20 protein-coding genes are annotated in these 18,272 nt (G+C 34.4%); 17 read left to right on the top strand and 3 right to left on the bottom strand.

Features of this window, described 5'->3' with window-relative positions:
- Nucleotides 1–4: 4 nt before the first annotated feature.
- Nucleotides 5–721, bottom strand: coding sequence for an MlaA family lipoprotein (locus CIGNP103_RS07285; RefSeq protein ID WP_086241722.1), 717 nt, complete (start codon nt 719–721; stop codon nt 5–7).
- Between the two features lie 177 nt (nt 722–898).
- On the opposite strand from CIGNP103_RS07285, the gene CIGNP103_RS07280 reads away from it, so the two are divergent.
- The 5 genes from CIGNP103_RS07280 (at nt 899) to CIGNP103_RS07260 (ending at nt 4,635) form a co-directional block, all read left to right on the top strand.
- Nucleotides 899–1,681 (top strand): TOBE domain-containing protein, encoded by a 783-nt coding sequence (locus tag CIGNP103_RS07280; RefSeq protein WP_086235560.1) that lies wholly within the window; start codon nt 899–901, stop codon nt 1,679–1,681.
- Between the two features lie 151 nt (nt 1,682–1,832).
- A complete protein-coding gene (gene modA, locus CIGNP103_RS07275) occupies nt 1,833–2,564 on the top strand; it encodes a molybdate ABC transporter substrate-binding protein (protein ID WP_086235559.1) in 732 nt (243 codons plus the stop codon).
- Nucleotides 2,565–2,572: 8 nt separating this feature from the next.
- Nucleotides 2,573–3,397, top strand: a complete 825-nt coding sequence (locus tag CIGNP103_RS07270) for a sulfate/molybdate ABC transporter ATP-binding protein (protein ID WP_086240850.1) — start codon at nt 2,573–2,575, stop codon at nt 3,395–3,397.
- Entirely contained in the window at nt 3,394–4,059 is a 666-nt protein-coding gene (gene modB, locus CIGNP103_RS07265; RefSeq protein WP_086235557.1) for a molybdate ABC transporter permease subunit, read from the top strand. Before CIGNP103_RS07270 ends, modB begins: the two co-directional genes overlap by 4 nt.
- Nucleotides 4,060–4,092: 33 nt before the next feature.
- Nucleotides 4,093–4,635 (top strand): hypothetical protein, encoded by a 543-nt coding sequence (locus CIGNP103_RS07260; RefSeq protein WP_086241725.1) that lies wholly within the window; start codon nt 4,093–4,095, stop codon nt 4,633–4,635.
- Nucleotides 4,636–4,659: 24 nt separating this feature from the next.
- Here CIGNP103_RS07260 and CIGNP103_RS07255 read toward each other — a convergent pair whose 3' ends face one another.
- The gene (locus CIGNP103_RS07255; protein ID WP_236847427.1) at nt 4,660–5,442 is read right to left on the bottom strand and encodes a sulfite exporter TauE/SafE family protein; all 783 of its coding nucleotides are present in this window, start codon (nt 5,440–5,442) and stop codon (nt 4,660–4,662) included.
- A 132-nt stretch (nt 5,443–5,574) separates the two neighbouring features.
- Between CIGNP103_RS07255 and CIGNP103_RS07250 the strand changes: the two genes are divergently transcribed.
- The 12 genes from CIGNP103_RS07250 to thiS all read left to right on the top strand — a co-directional run bounded on the left by CIGNP103_RS07250 (nt 5,575) and on the right by thiS (nt 17,037).
- The gene (locus CIGNP103_RS07250) at nt 5,575–6,834 is read left to right on the top strand and encodes an anthranilate synthase component I family protein (RefSeq protein ID WP_086268863.1); all 1,260 of its coding nucleotides are present in this window, start codon (nt 5,575–5,577) and stop codon (nt 6,832–6,834) included.
- A complete protein-coding gene (trpD, locus tag CIGNP103_RS07245) occupies nt 6,834–8,435 on the top strand; it encodes an anthranilate phosphoribosyltransferase (protein WP_086268854.1) in 1,602 nt (533 codons plus the stop codon). Before CIGNP103_RS07250 ends, trpD begins: the two co-directional genes overlap by 1 nt.
- Entirely contained in the window at nt 8,432–9,532 is a 1,101-nt protein-coding gene (locus tag CIGNP103_RS07240) for a DNA adenine methylase (protein ID WP_086268853.1), read from the top strand. Before trpD ends, CIGNP103_RS07240 begins: the two co-directional genes overlap by 4 nt.
- Nucleotides 9,529–10,140 (top strand): phosphoribosylanthranilate isomerase, encoded by a 612-nt coding sequence (locus CIGNP103_RS07235; RefSeq protein ID WP_086268852.1) that lies wholly within the window; start codon nt 9,529–9,531, stop codon nt 10,138–10,140. Before CIGNP103_RS07240 ends, CIGNP103_RS07235 begins: the two co-directional genes overlap by 4 nt.
- Nucleotides 10,137–11,318, top strand: a complete 1,182-nt coding sequence (gene trpB / locus CIGNP103_RS07230; RefSeq protein ID WP_086268851.1) for a tryptophan synthase subunit beta — start codon at nt 10,137–10,139, stop codon at nt 11,316–11,318. Before CIGNP103_RS07235 ends, trpB begins: the two co-directional genes overlap by 4 nt.
- Nucleotides 11,311–12,057 (top strand): tryptophan synthase subunit alpha, encoded by a 747-nt coding sequence (gene trpA, locus CIGNP103_RS07225; RefSeq protein ID WP_086268850.1) that lies wholly within the window; start codon nt 11,311–11,313, stop codon nt 12,055–12,057. Before trpB ends, trpA begins: the two co-directional genes overlap by 8 nt.
- Before the next feature lie 108 nt (nt 12,058–12,165).
- On the top strand, nt 12,166–12,585 hold the full coding sequence (locus tag CIGNP103_RS07220; RefSeq protein WP_086225500.1) for a restriction endonuclease: 420 nt from the start codon (nt 12,166–12,168) through the stop codon (nt 12,583–12,585).
- Complete coding sequence (gene fliN / locus CIGNP103_RS07215) at nt 12,582–12,887, top strand: flagellar motor switch protein FliN (RefSeq protein ID WP_086244477.1); 306 nt, start codon at nt 12,582–12,584, stop codon at nt 12,885–12,887. The genes CIGNP103_RS07220 and fliN overlap by 4 nt, the downstream gene beginning before the upstream one ends.
- Entirely contained in the window at nt 12,884–14,029 is a 1,146-nt protein-coding gene (locus CIGNP103_RS07210; protein WP_086252720.1) for a hypothetical protein, read from the top strand. The genes fliN and CIGNP103_RS07210 overlap by 4 nt, the downstream gene beginning before the upstream one ends.
- An 18-nt stretch (nt 14,030–14,047) precedes the next feature.
- Nucleotides 14,048–15,235 (top strand): tetrahydrodipicolinate N-succinyltransferase N-terminal domain-containing protein, encoded by a 1,188-nt coding sequence (locus tag CIGNP103_RS07205; protein ID WP_086252721.1) that lies wholly within the window; start codon nt 14,048–14,050, stop codon nt 15,233–15,235.
- A gap of 9 nt (nt 15,236–15,244) precedes the next feature.
- Nucleotides 15,245–16,837 carry an ABC-F family ATP-binding cassette domain-containing protein gene (locus tag CIGNP103_RS07200; protein ID WP_086235035.1) on the top strand — a complete coding sequence of 531 codons (1,593 nt, stop codon included), beginning with the start codon at nt 15,245–15,247 and terminating at the stop codon, nt 16,835–16,837.
- Complete coding sequence (gene thiS, locus CIGNP103_RS07195; RefSeq protein ID WP_086225505.1) at nt 16,837–17,037, top strand: sulfur carrier protein ThiS; 201 nt, start codon at nt 16,837–16,839, stop codon at nt 17,035–17,037. Before CIGNP103_RS07200 ends, thiS begins: the two co-directional genes overlap by 1 nt.
- Nucleotides 17,038–17,189: 152 nt before the next feature.
- Here thiS and flhB read toward each other — a convergent pair whose 3' ends face one another.
- Nucleotides 17,190–18,266, bottom strand: coding sequence for a flagellar biosynthesis protein FlhB (flhB, locus tag CIGNP103_RS07190; RefSeq protein ID WP_086228752.1), 1,077 nt, complete (start codon nt 18,264–18,266; stop codon nt 17,190–17,192).
- Nucleotides 18,267–18,272: the final 6 nt, after the last annotated feature.

The following is an 18,272-nucleotide window of genomic DNA, read 5'->3' as shown; positions in this document are numbered from 1 at the left end:
AATTCTACTCTTGAATCAATGCATTTCTGCGTTGTTCATAGCCATCTTTTATAAATGTATATAAGTCGATTGCACCACTAGTAAGCTTATTATATAGTTCTGGATCTTTAGAACCATCGTTAATTAGCTGCCATGATTTAACAGCTAAATTTAGATGAAAATATTTATGACTATCATCAGTAAATATCTCATTGGTATAACTCAATGGATTAATGAAAAAGTCCCCACTCATACCTATTAAATCACGCAAATTTGTCTGTCCTAAAACTGGCAATACTATAGGAAAACCGCTACCAATTCCCCAATATCCAAGTGTTTGACCAAAATCCTCATCGTGTCTTTTAAGTCCATAAACATTAGTTGCTACATCGCTAATCCCGCCAAAACCAATTATAGTATTAGCAATAAATCTTAGCGTCTCCTCTCCTGCTGCTGCAAATTTAAATTGTAAAAGATTATTAACTAAACGAATTGGATATATAATATTATCAAAAAAATTACTTATAGCATCTTGAGCCGGATCTGGCATTATATAATCATAGCCTTGAAATGTTGGTATCAAGATATTTTGATATACAACATGATTAAACTCGGTCATAACCCTATTATATCCACTAAGCGGATCAAAACTGCTAGTAGCATACTCATCTTCAAATGAATCAATATCATCAGCAAAACAGCTAATTAAAAATATAAAACTAGCCAAAAAAATCCTAGCCATAATATTACCTCATAAATTAAAAAGGCAATATTATATCAGTTCAAACTTAAGTTAGTATGAATTATAAAATTTACTATATTTAGTATATTTTATTTTTATTGTTTTCAAATATAAACCCAATTTTAATAATAAAATATTATAATACGCCAAAGACAAATAAATTTAAAAGAGGTTTTTATGAAAGCTAGGATAAATCTTGAGCTATTTTTAGATGATGAAGTGGTTCTTTTGCCAAAGCATATCAAACTTCTAAAGGCTCTAGATGAGACCAAAAGCATCACTAGAGCAGCAAATGCAGTTGATATCTCGTATAAAAATGCTTGGGACTGCCTAGATCTACTTAACTCCAAAGCCAAAGAGCCATTAATTGCTAGGGTAAATGGCAAGAGAAAAAATAGTGGTAGCGAGCTTAGTGCATATGCAAAAGATATTATAGATGTGTATGAGGCGATTTTAAAAATTCAAAATAATTTATTAGATGAAATCTGTAGCAATCCAGATATTCACGCCATAAATAATCTAAAAAGGAACAATATGAAGTTAAGCGCTAAAAATCAACTTCAAGCTACAATCACAGATATAAATATCGGCGCAGTAAATGCGCAAATCACAGCTAAATTAAGCGATGGAACATTGCTAAAATCCATAATCACAATAGATAGCCAAAAAGAGTTAAACTTAGAAGTTGGCAAAGAGGTGATATTTATCTTTAAAGCTTCAAGCGTAATTTTAGCTAAAAGCGATGATAATGAGCTTAAAATTTCTGCATCAAATAAGCTAAAAGGCAAAGTAACTAAAGCTACAATAGGTGCAGTAAATGCCAAAATCGCCGTAAATATAGGCGATAATCAGACAATACACGCTATCATCACTAACGAATCGGCTCAAGATATGAGAATCAATGTCGGTGATGAAGTTGAGCTATTTATCAAAGCTAGCCATATTATCATAGCGGCATAGGCTTAGTTTATTACTTGCTTGGTATTAGCCAAGCAAGAGTAATTGCTAACTTTTTAAAATATAAATATATAATTTATATTTATAAATATCCATTTATTTACTATTTTTTTCATATAATTATAAGTATAAATTTATAATATTAGGAATAAATATGAGATCAATTTTTCTACTTTTAGCCTTTGTGGTTTGCTCTTTTGCCTCAACACTCAATGTAGCCGCAGCGGCAAATACAGCCTATGTCTTAGAAGAGATAAAAAGCGAATTTATCAAACTTCACCCAGATGCTAAAATCAACATAACATTAGGCTCAAGCGGTAAATTAGTAGCCCAAATCAAAAATGGTGCCCCTTTTGATCTATTTTTAAGCGCAAATATAGATTTCGCTGATGTATTATATAAAGATGGTTTTGCTCTTAATAAACCTGTTATTTACACTAGCGGAAGCGTGGCTATTTTGAGCGTTAGAGGCTATGAACCAAGCCTAAACTCATTAAAAAACAAAGATATAAAAACAATAATAATAGCCAACCCAAAAACCGCCCCATACGGCGCTGCCACGATAGAAGCATTTAAAAATGCTGGAATTTATGATGAGATTAAAGATAAAATCATTGAAGCAAATAGCATAGGCGATGCTCTAAATCAAACTATAAAAGCTGGTGATATCGGTTTTGTCGCAGCTAGTGCTTTAAGGGCCAAACAGATGTTACAATATACCAATTATGCTATTTTAGATGGCTCACTTCATACTAGTATAGACCAAGCAATGGTAATCCTAAATCATGGTAAAGAAAATAAATTAGCTAAAGATTTTTATGATTACTTGCTTAGCAAGCCGGCTCAAGATATATTTGTTAAATTTGGATATAAAGCGATTAATTAGGCGAATTTATGATCCATTTTCACTGCCAAAAGTCCTTTGATGGATTTAAGCTTGATCTTGAATTTAAGATAAATAATGGCGAATTTGTCGCATTATATGGCAAAAGTGGTAGTGGTAAAAGCACGATATTAAGGCTACTTGCTGGATTTGATAAGCCTGATAGCGGAGTTATTAGCAGTGATGGGGTGATATATTATAACAAAGATATATTTTTGCCCCCACAAAAGCGAAATATCGGATATCTTTTTCAAGATTATGCTCTATTTCCTAATATGAGCGTGATACAAAATCTACTATTTGCCAAAAATGATATTAAATTTGCTACTGAATTACTAGAATTAGCCGAGCTTTTAGAGTTTCAAAACGCCTATCCGCACACACTCTCTGGCGGTCAAAAGCAACGCACAGCCCTAGCAAGAGCTTTGATGAGGCGACCTAAAATCTTGCTTTTAGATGAACCTTTATCTGCTTTAGATGCGAAATTACGCATTAAACTCCAAGACTACTTAAGCCAAATTCACAAAAAATATAATATGAGTATAATCTTAGTTAGCCACGATAAACACGAAATTTACAGACTTGCTAACCATATTTATGAGATTGACAATGGCAAAATCATCCAAAGTGGCACCCCAAAAGAGCTATTTTTAAGCTCAAATTTGGATCAAAATATCAATTTATTGGCTACAATTTTAGAGATAAATAGCCAAAGCATAACCTGCGAATACGCAAATCAAATTTACAAAATTCCAGCTACAAATATCAATAAATTTAAAATCGGAGATACCATCACTCTAAGCACACAAATATCAAATTTAAAGGTGGATATATGATAGATTGGACGCCACTATTATTATCATTTAAATTAGCCTTCATATCGACAATTATACTCTTTATCATATCTATATTTTTCGCTTATATCGTTGCTAGATGTGAGTTTAGATTTAAGCCTGTTTTAGAAAGCGTGATATCCTTGCCACTTGTATTGCCGCCTTCGGTACTTGGATTTTATATCTTGATACTCTTATCGCCATACTCATTTTTGGGCGAATTTATGGAAAAATATTTTGATATTAGGCTTGTATTTAACTTTACTGGCCTTGTGATTGCTAGCTGTATCTACTCATTGCCCTTTATGTTTTCGCCGATTTTATCAGGGTTTAAATCCCTGCCAAATTCGCTTATAGAGGCTAGTTATAGCCTTGGCAAAGGTAAGCTTACTACTCTATTTCGTGTCGCTATGCCAAATATCAAGCCATCACTTTTGAGCGCTATTATCATTAGTTTTGCTCACACTTTGGGCGAATTTGGAGTGATTTTGATGATAGGCGGAAGCATAGAAGGCAAGACTAAGGTCGCTAGTATCGCTATTTATGACGCTGTTGAGATATTGGATTATAAACTTGCGCATATATATTCAGCGATTATGCTTATAATTAGCTTTAGTGTTTTGTTTTTAGTCTATTTCATAAACCAAAAAATAGAGAAAAAATAGTATAATACCTAAATTTATTTTTAGGGGATTTTGATGAAAAATATATTTTTTTGCCTTATAATTAGCTTGGTATTTTTAGGTTGTAGTAATCCTGTTTTTACTAGTTATCTCTCAACTTCTAATCCGATTTTTATCACTGAAAATATAAAAGGCAAGAGCTTTAGTATATCTTCACAAAATTTCAGCGAAAACTTTGAAAATAATCTAAGCTCTGCCCTAATCCAAAATGGTTATAAAAAAGCTACCAAAAATCCAGATATCGCAATCAAAATTACGCTAAATTACCTACGCCAAAATAGCGATATTAAGAATAATAATTTTATGGAATTTGGCTTTGGTAGTGGCGGATTTAGGCATGTTGGCTTTGGTAGCAGCTTTGGGAATGGATACGAAAATGAGTATTTTTACGATGCTCAAGCCTCGCTTTTCATCGCTCTTAAAGATAGCAAAAATTATCAAACGAATTTAAATCTCCAAAGCCAAAAATCTAGCTTTGAGCACTCTCAAACTCAGGCTATGGATAGCTTTGAGCTTAAAATAATATCTAAAATTATTGAAATTTTAAATGGATTTTAGCCCGAATTTAGCCACAAAAGTTGATTAAAATAGTATATTTTTAACCATCAAAATAAACATAATTATATATAGGCCAAGCGCCAATCTTTTTTGAATATTTTTATCAACTTTATGGCCAAATTTTACACCAAAATATACTCCAATTATAGACCCAATCCCAATTGTAAATCCGCTTTTATAATCCACAAGTCCGGCATTTGCTAAGCTTATGAGTCCAGAAAATGAACTAAATATAACAAAAAATAGCCCAATTGATATGGCTTTTTTGATATCCATTTTCAAAAATCCCACAAATATCGGTGTTAAAAATAGCGCCCCGCCAATCCCAGCCGATATCGCCACAGCACCTACTAAAACCCCCACACCAAACATTATAAATTTAGATATCTCTTTAGGATTATCATTTTTCACATCTGCTTGAAAAAATTTAATTATCGCCACCATTAACATAAATAACACCACGAATTTCAAAGCGATACTAGGCATAATAGATACTATAAATCCACTAAAACTCGCCCCAACAAGTCCGCCGATACCAACCACAATCCCATCATTTAAAACCAATTTTTTATTTTTATAATTCACATAGCTACCAAATAGCGCCCCCATAAACATCTGAAGCACACTAATACCAATCGCACTTTTAATATCAAAACCCAAATTTAAAAGTATCGGCACCAAAATTGTCCCACCACCAATACCAAAAAACCCACTAATACACCCTACACCAACACCGATAGCAACAAAAATAGCAACCGCCCACACCAGGCTCATATCGCCTAAAATCACACTAAATCCATCAACCATTTTTCTACCTTAAATTTGATTTGGAATTATATTAATCCTAAGATAAAATCTAGCTTTGAAATACTAAATTTTAAGATTGATAAAGAAAATTTTTTGTATAATATTTTTTTAAAAAAACTTTTTGGAGATAAGATGCTTTTACTCTATGATCCAACCATATATTTTAAAGAAATTTTACGCCAATATCCAAAATCCTATCTAGCCGAAGATGAGACTCAAGCAATCATCGGAATTGATTGTGAGTATATCAGCGGAGATGACTTTGGCAAATTAAACGATAGAATAAAAAACGGCAAAAAAATCTCAAATTTCGCCGGGCTTTTTGGCGTTTTAAGCTATGAAGCAGTATATAAATTCGAAAAAATCGGCGAGCTTAAACCCGCATTATATGAGTTTCCATTATATCATTATAGCGACGCTAGAGCCTATCTTCACTATGACAAACAGAGTAAAATTTATAGCTTTTATGGCGATAGCAACTACTTTAATAATCTTAAAGATATTAAGCCACTTAAATCAGATAAAAGCTATTTTTACACCATCAAAAGCGACTTAAATAGCCAAAAAGCCGACTATTTAAAGATGATTGAAACGGCTAAAAATTATATAAAAAATGGTGATATTTTCCAAGTAGTCTTATCCAAAACTTTAGAGCTTCAAAGCGATTTTGATCCGCTTGAATTTTATGAAATTTTAAAATCACAAAATCCTAGCCCATATATGTTTTACTACCCAAGTGAATTTGGCACCATCGTAGGTAGTAGCCCAGAGCTAGTAGTAGAGATCAAAAAGGGCATTATCCACACAAGCCCGATTGCCGGAACCAAAAAGCGTGGAAGAGACGCCAATGAAGATGAAATTATAAAAAATGAGCTTTTAAATGATGAAAAAGAGCTTAGTGAGCATAGAATGTTAATTGATTTAGCTAGAAATGATATAGGCAAATTCGCACTTCCAAGTAGCGTAAAAGTGATAAATCCTATACATATTAAGCTTTATGAAAGTGTAATGCATATCGTAAGCGATATATACGCAGAGCTTAGAGACTCATCATCAGCGATGGATGCGATAGCTACGATATTTCCTGCTGGCACACTTAGCGGTAGCCCAAAGATAAGAGCGATGCAAATTATAAATGAGCTTGAAGAGCATAGCCGTGGAATTTATGGTGGTGGGATTGGATTTTGGCATTTTAATGGCGATATGCAAATGGCGATTTTGATTCGTTCAGCTATATTTGTGCCAAATTCAGATTCAAATCGTGTATTTATCGGTGCTGGTGCTGGAATCGTATGGGATAGCATAGCCCAAAATGAGTATGAAGAGATCTGTAACAAACGCAAAAGTTGTCTAAAAATCTTCGAACAATACGCAACCAAAAGGGATAAATAATGATTTTAATGATTGATAATTATGATAGTTTTGTCTATAATATCTATCAATATATCTTAGATACAACTAATGAGTCTATAAAATGCGTTAGAAATGATGAGATCACAATTGATGAGATCAAAGCCTTAAATCCATCTAAAATTATCCTAAGCCCAGGACCAAAACACCCTAAAGATAGTGGCGTTTGCTTAGATATTTTAAGGGCGAATTTAGGCATTCCTATACTTGGAATTTGCCTTGGGCATCAAGCTATCGGGCTAGTTTATGGTGCTGATATCAAGGTACTTGACACCCCGGTACATGGTAAAATATCCCAAATTCATATCCAGCAAAATAGCCGTATATTTAATGGCTTACCAACCGAATTTAGTGTTATGAGATACCACTCTTTATATGTAGATAATCTACCGCCAAACTTGCAAGCCACAGCTTATAGCAGCGATGGGGTTTTGATGGCGTTAGAAGATAGTAAAAATCAAATTTTTGGGATACAATTTCACCCTGAAAGTTTCTTTAGTCAATATGGCAAACAGATAATAGCAAACTTCGTCTCGCTAAATAAAAAAGATAATGAAGAGCCTAAAAAAGCCAATTTCGCACCATTTCTTACCAAGCTCCAAAAGGGCTTTGCCCTTGATAGCAAGGATTATGAGATAATATGCAAAGAGATTTATAAGAAAAATTATGATGAAGTCCAGCTTGGGGCTTTACTAGTTTTAATAAGCGAAAAATCCCTATATCCAGATAGTTTAGCAGCACTTGTAAAAAATATACTAAAATACTCAACTACATATAATGACAACTCCAAAATGATGGATATAGTAGGCACAGGTGGTGATGGCTTAAAAACGATAAATATCTCCACAACAACAGCCTTCATACTAGCATCTTTGGGTATCAAAGTAGCCAAACACGGCAACAAAGCCATAACCTCCAAAAGCGGTAGTAGCGATGTTTTAGGTCAAATAGGCATAAATCCTGGTAGCGATATCGAGCATTTAAAATTTAAACTCAATAACCAAAATTTAGCCTTTTTTCATGCTCCATATTTTCACCCTATTACAGCTAGCGTGCGTGATGTAAGATTAAGGCTTGGCGTGGGAACGGTCTTTAATATTCTTGGCCCACTTCTAAATCCGAATTTAAGCCTTAGCAATCAAGTAGTAGGCAACTACCTTGAAGAAGTTAATGAGTTAATCGCAGCTACTTTACTAAATTTGGGTCGCAAACACGCTATCGTAGTCCATGGAATGGACTCTATGGATGAGATAACCCTTTGCGATGAGACTCTAATCCACGAAGTCAAAGATGGCAAAATACTAGAATATAAGATCACGCCAGAGCAATTTGGCTTTAAAAGGGCATTCCACTCTGATATTGCCGGTGGCGATGCTAGTTACAATGCCGAAATTTTAAAAGCCACGCTAAAAGGCGAACTTAGTGGGCCAAAATTTGATATAGTGCTTTTAAATGCGATGTTTGCTCTATATACAGCAGATGGTGCTAGCTCTCCACTAGAAGCTAAGGAGATAATCTTAAATGCGATTAAATCTGGCAAGGTTTGGGAGTTTTATCAAAGCTATATTAAAGGCAGTAAATGAGCGAAAATAAAGAGTATCTAAGTGAGCAATTAATCAGCTATCTAGGTAATAAACGCTCACTCCTATCAAATATCACCAAAGTGATAACTGATATCAAAAATAATCTTGCTAAAAGCAAGATATCATTTGCTGATGTTTTTAGCGGTAGCGGCATAGTCGCAAGAGCTGCTAAATCCAATTCTAGCGTAATCTTTGCCAATGATTTAGAGAGATACTCATACATTATAAACTCATGTTATCTATCAAATTCCAATCCAAATTTGATAGATAATCTATCTAAATATTTTACTCAAATTCAAAATAATTTCACCCCAAAAGAGAGCTTTATAAGCGAACTTTACGCCCCAAAAAATGATGAAAATATCCAAAAAAATGAAAGAGTTTTTTACTCTAGGCAAAATGCGTTAATTTTAGGCGGTTTAAGAGATGAAATATCTAAAATTCCAACTGAATTTCAAAAATATTTTATCGCTCCACTGCTTAGCCAAGCCTCCATTCATTCTAATACCGGTGGGGTTTTCAAAGGATTTTATAAAGACAAAGATGGTGTTGGTAAATTTGGCGGACAGGGCGAAAATGCATTGAGGCGAATTTTAGGCAAAATAGAGCTAAAAATGCCGATTTTTTCAAATTTTCAAAGTGAATTTGAGGTTTTCCAAAATGACGCTTTAGAATTCGCCAAATCCATATCAAAAGTTGATATAGCCTATTTTGACCCACCTTATAATCAACATCCTTATGGGTCAAACTACTTTATGTTAAATTTAATTAGCGATTTTAAAGCTCCAAATATAGAGCAAATTAGCAAAGTTAGTGGCATACCAAACGACTGGAACCGCTCAAAATATAATAAAAAAGCTAAAGCAAGCGATGAATTTTTCAACCTTTTAAGCGAATTTAAAGCCAAATATCTAATTATTTCGTTTAATTCAGAGGGTTTTATCAGCGAAAGTGAATTTCTTACAAATTTGAATAAGATAGGCAAAGCTCATAAGGTAGAGATCAAATACCCAACTTACAGAGCTAGTAGAAATTTAAACTCAAGAGATTTATATGTAACAGAGTATCTTTATATCATCAAAAAGGATATGAGATGAAGCCATTAATCAAAATTTGTGGTATCAAAAATTTAAACGAAGCCAAAAGTGTATGCGAGTGCGAATTTGACGCTCAAAGGGTGGATTTCATCGGAGTTATTTTCGCCCAGAGCAAAAGGCAAGTTAGCTTAGAAATGGCTAAAAATATTGCTGATTTGGCTCATAAATTTGGTATAAAAGTTGTTGGAGTATTTGCTGGGATTGAGTTTGATAAGATAGCCAAGATAGTGAATTTAACGAATTTAGACGCTGTTCAAATCTATGAAAAAGTAGATGATAAAGCCAAATTTGGTTGCGAAGTTTGGCAAGTTTTTAGCGTGGATGAATCATTACCAGAGCTTAATGGGAGTTATGATAGAGTATTATTTGATACAAAAGGTGAAAAAAAGGGTGGAAATGGGGTTAAATTTAATTGGGATTTACTAAAAAATTTAGATATCAAATTTGGTTTAGCCGGTGGAATCGGTGTAGAAAATTTAAAAGAAGCTATAAAGCTTAAACCAAATTTAATTGATATAAATAGCAAAATAGAAGATGAGTTTGGGTTTAAAGATAGCAAAAAGATATATGAAATTTTAAAAATAGTTAATTTAGGAGATTTAAGATGAATGCAAAAGCCTATTTTGGTAAATATGGTGGCCAATTTGTCCCTGAAACCGTGATGAGCGCATTAAATGAGCTAGAAGTTGCTTATGAAAAAATAGCTAGTAGCGATGAGTTTAAGGCTGAATTAAATGAGCTTTTAAGAGATTATGTAGGCAGACCAAGCCCATTGTATCACGCCAAAAGGCTAAGTGAGCATTATGGGCATGATATCTATCTAAAAAGAGAGGATTTAAACCACACAGGAGCACATAAAATCAATAACGCCCTAGCCCAAGCTTTGCTTGCCAAAAAAATGGGTAAAAAGAAGGTCTTAGCCGAAACAGGCGCTGGTCAGCACGGCGTGGCTACTGCGACTGCGGCGGCGCTTTTGGGTTTGGAGTGTGATGTTTATATGGGTGAATGCGATACCAAAAGACAGGCTCTAAATGTCTATAAAATGCAGCTTTTAGGGGCTAATGTAGTGCCTATTAGCGATGGACTTGGCACGCTTAAAGAGGCCACCACGGCAGCTATTCAAGCGTGGGTAAATGAGATAGAAACAAGATTTTATGTGATTGGTTCAGCTGTTGGGCCTCATCCATACCCAAAAATCGTTAAAGATTTCCAAAGCATAATTGGCACTGAAGCCAAAGCACAATTAGATGAAAAAGGCGCAAAAGCTGATTATATCATCGCTTGCGTTGGCGGCGGGAGTAATGCTATAGGGATATTTTCAGCTTTTTTAGATGATCCAAGCGTAAATATAATAGGCGTAGAAGCTGCTGGGCTTGGTATAGATACTAGATACCACGCAGCGACTCTAACTAAGGGCGCTGATGGCATAATCCATGGGATGAAAACCATCGTTTTACAAGATGAATTTGGAATGATTTTGCCCGTTCATAGCATAAGTGCTGGGCTTGATTATCCAGGTGTTGGGCCTGAGCATGCGCATTTACAAGATATAGGTAGAGTGAGCTACTACGCTGTTAGTGATGATGAGTGCATAAATGCCCTAAGACTTCTATCAAAATTAGAAGGGATAATACCAGCTATTGAGAGCTCTCACGCCCTAGCCTATTTAGATAAGCTCTGCCCTACACTACAAAAACGCTCAAATATTGTAGTAAATGTAAGTGGTAGAGGCGATAAAGATATGCATACTATAATGGATTATAAAAAAGGAACAATATATGGATAAGATAGCAAATGCTTTTAAAGGCAAAAAAGCAAATATCGGCTACATTGTAGCTGGATATCCTAGCTTAGAATACAGCAAAGAGTTTTTAAATTTACTTGATGATAGCGTGCTTGATATAATTGAGATTGGAATACCTTATTCTGATCCTTTAGCAGATGGCAAACTTATAGCCAATGCAGCATTTCAAGCATGCCATAACGGAGTAAATACAACAAAAGTTTTTGATATGCTAAAAGATGTTAAAACCTCCAAAGCATTGGTATTTTTAGTATATTACAATATTATTTTAGCTTATGGCGAAGATAAATTTTTACGCCAAAGTTTAGAGTGTGGAATTAGTGGAATTTTAGTACCTGATATGCCTTTTGAAGAGAGCTGTGAGTTTGCTCTTAAATGTCAGCAATATGGCATTAGCTTAATTCGCCTTATTGCCCCTACAAGCACTAAACGCTCAAAAGAGATTCTAAGCGACTCTAGTGGATTTATATATGCTGTTGGCTCTCTTGGCGTAACAGGTGGCGAACAAAGCTCACTAGATAGACTCAAAGATATGATTGAGTTTATAAAAGACAATACCAATTTACCAGTTGCAGTTGGATTTGGAATTAAAAACTCAAGCGATGTTAAAAAGACTAAAGAGTATGCAGATGGCGCAATTATAGGCACAAAAATTGTAGAGATTACAGGCAAATTTGACCCACAAACCGCACATCAAAAGATAAAAGAGTTATTTGAATAGTTACACAATTTGGCTAAATTTCAAACTAAAATCAGTCAGAATTTAGTCAAATAAACTCTTTTAAAGCTAAATTTTGTATAATATTAGCCAAAACTTAAGGAGATTATAATGCTAAATGCTATCAATTATGCTACTAGACACTTTTGCACTGATGTATTTGGTTACGAGATAAAAGAGGGAAAAAGTCTAGGAAAAGACCTATATGGTGCTAGTATTCCCTTATATAAAGATGATATAGAGTTTCAATTTTATCTATATTTTAAAAAAGAGACTTTAGAGCTTTTTGTAGATAAACTATTTAACACTGAAGAGGCTAAAAAGACTGATTTAGGCGATTTAAGCAGAGAGGTAGCTAATCAAATCGTAGGTTATGCCAAGCATCTCTTAAGTGATAATAATGATGGAATTTATAGGCTTGGTACACCTGAATTTCTAGGCAAAGTCGAGAGATTTCCAGTTAGACTTGAAAAATCTCATATCTTTAAAATAAAAAATAAAACTTTCAAAATAGGTTATAAAAAAGTATGAACGGGACAAATACAAGCCAAAATGGATTATTTCGTGACTACGATGAGTTGCTAGATATTGGCGTAGAGTTTATTAGCGATCTTGGTATGACTACTATTAGTGTACGTGAGCTTTTACGACTTGATGTTGGTTCAGTTATAGATTTAGATAAACCAGCTGGTGAAAGCGTAGAACTATACATCAATAATAGAATATTTGGCAAGGGCGAGGTAATGGTATATGAAAAAAACTTGGCAATCCGTATAAATGAGATATTAGATTCTAAATCTGTAATCCAATATTTTAGAAGAGAGCTAATATGAAAATTTGGCTTTTAATATTTATAGCTTTGCCAATTTGGGCAGCAAATTTACTTACTCACAATATATATGAACGTGATGAGCGTATCGATATTATGCTTAGTTTTGATGCTCCATATGATGGCACTATAAAACAACAAAATAACGCTGATTTAACCTATATCATCCTAAGCGATCTATCTTTAAAAGGTCAAGTAAGCAAGCAGATAAAATCAAATATTATCCAAAATATTTTAATTACCTCAGCTAATAATAGTGCTACACTGCAGCTAAAATCATCTAAGCCAATCTCTATAGTTGCCTCTAAAACTAGTGATAAATTTGGTCTTAGAATTCGTGTAACACCACAAATCCCAATGAAATCTACCAATCAGTTAGCTATAGAAAAAACTGCCCAATCAGCACAAAATATCAAACCAACACAAGTTGCAAACACTCAACCAAAAGAACAAAATCCACTAGCTAATATCCCGACCAAAAAAGATAGTGGTGATGATATGTATACAAACTACATTATAGTAATTTTAGTTCTATTTACACTCTTTGTTTTTTTAATGTTTATCAAAGCTAAATATACAAAAAAAAATCAACAAGCCAAAAGCATACAAACTACTAAAACTACTATAAATACACCAAAAGTTACGCCAAATCCAAAACCATTTGATATTGCTACACCAAATCCACAAGTATCGCAAAATTATCAAGCCGCTGATTTTCAAATAGAACAAAATCATCAAAGTACTACAAATTCACAATCGGCACAAAGTTATCAAACAGCTCAAGATTTTCAATCTTCACCAAATTTGCAAGCAAACTCAAACTATCAAACCGCTTCAAATTTTCAAGCTACTACAGCTTCTATAAGTAACTTTGATTGGAGCAATGAGAGTGTAGATGTCCTTTATGAAAAGTCATTAGATGCCCAAAATAAAGTAGTTTTACTAAACTACGAAAACCAAAAATATTTAGCCTTAGTAGGCAATTCAAATGTACTTTTGGATAAATTTGGCGAAGATGGAATAAAAAGTCAAGATGATTTTGAACTAATTATACAACAAAGCAAGCCAAAACTAAATAGCTATCTACAAGAGCGTAAAAATGCTCTAAGTAGCTACAAAGATATGATGGATAAAGAGTCAATTTAATTAAATAAAAGGAAAGATATGAATATTAAAAATTTAAATGATTTAAAAAAATTTACCGATGAGATTCGTTCTCAAGCTGGCTATAAAGATCCAATTGCATTTGCAATCGGTAGAAGCATAAAAGGTAAATCAGCCAAAACAATCAGCGTAAATTACGCAGTAGTAAATATGAATGAAAATTATGGAAGTGCAGCTGTATTAAGCTGGGCAATTGAAAAAAATGGTATAAAAATCGATAATAGTGGGAGTGAATTTGTAGCACCGATTAACTCGGCTATTACAGCTGATGCGCTTAATATATTTGATTTTTTACTAGATGAATGCGAAGGCGATAAACATAAAAATGTTCAAAATCTATTAATAGTAGATGAGATTTTAAATGATGGCGAGATGGAAAACGATGTTGAGTTTGTAGTAACATTTTTATATAGCGATGATGCGCCAAAAAGCGTTGAAGCTGTCTATCTAAAACTATATCTACTATCACTAAATAAAGCCGAAATTCGATCACTAAATCTTAATGGCGCTTTTGGTTTATTACCAAATCTAGCCTGGGATAGTGATGGCAATCCACACGAATTAGACAATTTAAGAGAGAATGAAATTTGGCTAAAGATGAAAGGCTGGTATCCAAATATTGTAAGCGTAGATAAATTCCCACGCTACTTAAATCACATAATACCAAGCGATAATACTAGAATCTTAGATAGTGCAAAAGTAAGAATGGGTGCGGTCCTAGCACCAGGCACAACAGTAATGCCAGGCGCTTCATATATCAACTTCAACTCTGGAACAACTGGATCAGTAATGGTAGAAGGTAGAATCTCAAGCTCTGTAAGCGTAGGAGATGGAAGCGATGTAGGCGGTGGTGCGAGTATTTTAGGCGTACTAAGTGGCACAAATGGCAATCCAATTAGCGTAGGTAAAAGATGCCTTTTAGGTGCTAATTCAGTAACTGGCGTACCTCTTGGCGATGATTGTATCATAGATGCTGGTATAGCAATTCTTGAAGGTACAAAAATATATATAAGCGATAAAGAGGCTCTTGAAAAAGTAAATCCAGGGTTTAAATTTGATAAAGAGATATATAAAGCACTTGAACTAGCCAATCTAAATGGAATTCACTATCGCCAAAATAGCCAAACAGGTCAAATCACAGCTAGCATTAGTAAAAGAGCTATTAAGCTAAATGCTGACTTGCATTAAGGAATAGTAATGGTTGAAATCAAAGGCCTAACTCATCGTTTTGGCTCGCAACTACTCTTTGAAGATGTGAATTTAAAGCTAAATTCGCACAATCGCTATGGCCTAATCGGCGCAAATGGTGCTGGAAAATCTACATTTTTAAAGATTTTAAGCGGCCAAATAGAACACACTAGCGGCGATATCATCATAGAATCAGGCAAGAAAATTGGCGTCTTAGGACAAGATCAATTTGCATTTGAAAATTTTACCTTAAAAGATGCTGTTTTATGGGGAAACAAAAGACTATATGATGCAATCAAGGAGAAAGAAAAGCTCTATTTAAGCGAGGAATTTACTGATGAGATTAATGAACGCCTTAGCGAACTTGAGATCATCACTGCTGAAGAGGACCCAACATATGAGTATGAAACAAGGATAGAAAAAATCCTAAGCTCACTTGGCTTACATGAGTATGATAAATTAATGAGCCAAATCGAAAGCAGCGATAAGGTAAAAGTCTTGCTCGCTCAAGTGCTATTTCCTAAGCCTGATATATTATTCCTCGATGAGCCGACAAACAACCTTGATATCGATGCTATCGCTTGGCTAGAAAGAGAGTTAATCAACCACGAAGGCACGCTAGTTGTCATCAGCCATGATAGACACTTTTTAAACCGAGTTTGCACTCATATATTAGATGTTGATTTTAAGCAAATTAGAGAATTTAGCGGTAACTATGATGATTGGTATATCGCAGCAAATTTAGTCGCTAAACAAGCTGAAATGGAGCGTGATAAGAAGTTAAAAGAGCGTGAAGAGCTTGAGAAATTTATAGCTAGATTTAGCGCTAATGCCAGCAAAGCAAAGCAAGCTACAAGTAGAGCCAAACAGCTTGAAAAACTCCAAATCAATGAGATTAAAATATCTAGCCGTCGTGATCCTAGTATACTGTTTAGGATTAATCGTGAGATCGGAAATGAGTTAATCGAGCTAAAATCAGTAAGCAAAAAATTTGATAATAATGTGATTTTAGATAATTTTAATTTTAAGATGAATAAAGGTGATAAAATCGCAATCATCGGCACAAACGGCGTTGGCAAAACCACTTTGTGTAAAATTCTAATGAGTGAATTGTCAGCAGATAGCGGAGATATCCATATCGGCGCTACAATCGAGCTGGGCTACTTCGCTCAAGATAGCTCAAATAAAATTACTGGAACATTGAAACTATATGAGTGGCTACAAGATAGCAAAAATAAAGACCTAGATGAGATCCGTAAATGCTTAGGTAGAATGCTATTTAGTGGAGCTGAACAAGAAAAAGAAGTTGGCAGTCTAAGCGGTGGAGAAAAGCATAGATTAATGCTATCTAAGCTTATGCTACAAAGGGCGAATTTGCTTATCTTGGATGAGCCAAATAACCATCTAGACCTAGAAGCTATCATTGCCTTAGGTGAAGCGTTATATAACTTTAGTGGTAGCTGTATCTGTGTTAGCCACGATAGGGAGTTAATTGATGCCTTTGCCAATAGAATATTACACCTAAAAGGTAATGGTGAAATTATAGACTTTAAAGGTAGCTACGAAGAGTATCGTACAACCTATGCAATGGATGAGAAGTAATGCAAATTTGGCTAAACTCGAATCTAATTAATATCGCTGATGATACCAATCTAGCCCAGCTCATAGAATCTCAAAACTATGATAGCAATAGAGTTGCTGCCGAAGTTGATATGCAGATAGTCCCACGGACTATCTGGAGTGAATTCAAACTAAAAGATCAGATGAAAATCGAAATTGTTGAATTTGTCGGTGGTGGCTAAGTAGTTAATTTAATTACTATATCATTATATACATTAAGAAAACCATTAAGGCAATACTCTACTAAAGCCTTTTTGTATTTCATACAAATTACTATTTTTTAAATAAAACCATTATATGTGTCATAAGCAATGCATATAATAAAAATAAACACTTATCCATTTAATCTTTTAGCAAATTTAGTCTTATTGCCTAAATATACAAATGTAAGTACTTCAGCCACAGCCTTAAATAGCGTAGCTGGAATCTGATCATCAACATCGCACAATCGGTATAACTCACGAGCCAATGGTGGATTTTCTACTATTTGCACTCCATGCTCAATGCCAATCTGTCTAATTCTTAGCGCTAAATGATCCACGCCTTTAGCTAGCACTACAGGCGCTGATTCTTTATCTTTATCATAACGGATAGCTACAGCATAGTGAGTTGGGTTAGTTATAATAGCATCAGCTGCTGGAATATTTTGCATCATACGCTTCTTGGCTGCTTGCATCTGAAGCTGACGAATTCGCCCTTTGACACGAGGATCTCCATCCATTTGCTTGTATTCATCTTTTACCTCTTGTTTAGACATCCTAAGCCCTTTAAAATATTGATACCTTACGATAAAAATATCTGCAATTGCAATCAGCATAAAGAGCAAGAGCATAATCCCAGCTAGAATAAACATTTTATTTCTAAGCCAAACTAACTGGTCAAACATCGTGTAAAACATTGTATAAGGCAACTCGGTAATAAATTGTAAAAATACGTAAAACGCACAGCCAAAAATTGCCGAAACTTTAACTACAATCTTAACCGTCTCCACGGCTTTTTTGAGTGAAAAAAGATTAGCAAGACCTTTAATTGGGTCAAGTTTAGAGAAATTTGGCGTAAGCGGCTCGGTAGTAAAAATAAAACCAAACTGCATAACATTAGCAATAATACCTGCGATCATCACGCAAATTAATAGTGGTAAAAGTATAAGCAAACACTGTAAAACCGAATGAATTACAATTTTAAAAAACAGCTCCCTAGTAAGCGGAGTACCAATTATATCTTGATAATATAGATACAAATTCATCACCCTATCGCCCATAAATCCCATCAAAGCAATGAGTGCTACACATCCTACAAGCAATGTTACAAAGCCACTCATATCTTGAGATTTAGGGACATTACCTTTATTTCTAGCATCCTCAATCTTCTTGGCGGTAGCCTCTTCGGTTTTTTCTTGTTCGTCTGCCATTTAATC

Source organism: Campylobacter sp. P0103 (assembly GCF_002139545.1).
Classification (GTDB): Bacteria; Campylobacterota; Campylobacteria; order Campylobacterales; family Campylobacteraceae; genus Campylobacter; species Campylobacter devanensis.
This window is presented reverse-complemented; position numbering and strand designations above follow the sequence as displayed.

Excerpts from the sequence above, each read along its gene's own strand:
- CIGNP103_RS07285 (WP_086241722.1), bottom strand. The coding sequence starts at position 721 with ATGGCTAGGATTTTTTTGGCTAGTTTTATATTTTTAATTAGCTGTTTT.
- CIGNP103_RS07280 (WP_086235560.1), top strand. The coding sequence starts at position 899 with ATGAAAGCTAGGATAAATCTTGAGCTATTTTTAGATGATGAAGTGGTT.
- modA (WP_086235559.1), top strand. The coding sequence starts at position 1,833 with ATGAGATCAATTTTTCTACTTTTAGCCTTTGTGGTTTGCTCTTTTGCC.
- CIGNP103_RS07270 (WP_086240850.1), top strand. The coding sequence starts at position 2,573 with ATGATCCATTTTCACTGCCAAAAGTCCTTTGATGGATTTAAGCTTGAT.
- modB (WP_086235557.1), top strand. The coding sequence starts at position 3,394 with ATGATAGATTGGACGCCACTATTATTATCATTTAAATTAGCCTTCATA.
- CIGNP103_RS07260 (WP_086241725.1), top strand. The coding sequence starts at position 4,093 with ATGAAAAATATATTTTTTTGCCTTATAATTAGCTTGGTATTTTTAGGT.
- CIGNP103_RS07255 (WP_236847427.1), bottom strand. The coding sequence starts at position 5,442 with ATGGTTGATGGATTTAGTGTGATTTTAGGCGATATGAGCCTGGTGTGG.
- CIGNP103_RS07250 (WP_086268863.1), top strand. The coding sequence starts at position 5,575 with ATGCTTTTACTCTATGATCCAACCATATATTTTAAAGAAATTTTACGC.
- trpD (WP_086268854.1), top strand. The coding sequence starts at position 6,834 with ATGATTTTAATGATTGATAATTATGATAGTTTTGTCTATAATATCTAT.
- CIGNP103_RS07240 (WP_086268853.1), top strand. The coding sequence starts at position 8,432 with ATGAGCGAAAATAAAGAGTATCTAAGTGAGCAATTAATCAGCTATCTA.
- CIGNP103_RS07235 (WP_086268852.1), top strand. The coding sequence starts at position 9,529 with ATGAAGCCATTAATCAAAATTTGTGGTATCAAAAATTTAAACGAAGCC.
- trpB (WP_086268851.1), top strand. The coding sequence starts at position 10,137 with ATGAATGCAAAAGCCTATTTTGGTAAATATGGTGGCCAATTTGTCCCT.
- trpA (WP_086268850.1), top strand. The coding sequence starts at position 11,311 with ATGGATAAGATAGCAAATGCTTTTAAAGGCAAAAAAGCAAATATCGGC.
- CIGNP103_RS07220 (WP_086225500.1), top strand. The coding sequence starts at position 12,166 with ATGCTAAATGCTATCAATTATGCTACTAGACACTTTTGCACTGATGTA.
- fliN (WP_086244477.1), top strand. The coding sequence starts at position 12,582 with ATGAACGGGACAAATACAAGCCAAAATGGATTATTTCGTGACTACGAT.
- CIGNP103_RS07210 (WP_086252720.1), top strand. The coding sequence starts at position 12,884 with ATGAAAATTTGGCTTTTAATATTTATAGCTTTGCCAATTTGGGCAGCA.
- CIGNP103_RS07205 (WP_086252721.1), top strand. The coding sequence starts at position 14,048 with ATGAATATTAAAAATTTAAATGATTTAAAAAAATTTACCGATGAGATT.
- CIGNP103_RS07200 (WP_086235035.1), top strand. The coding sequence starts at position 15,245 with ATGGTTGAAATCAAAGGCCTAACTCATCGTTTTGGCTCGCAACTACTC.
- thiS (WP_086225505.1), top strand. The coding sequence starts at position 16,837 with ATGCAAATTTGGCTAAACTCGAATCTAATTAATATCGCTGATGATACC.
- flhB (WP_086228752.1), bottom strand. The coding sequence starts at position 18,266 with ATGGCAGACGAACAAGAAAAAACCGAAGAGGCTACCGCCAAGAAGATT.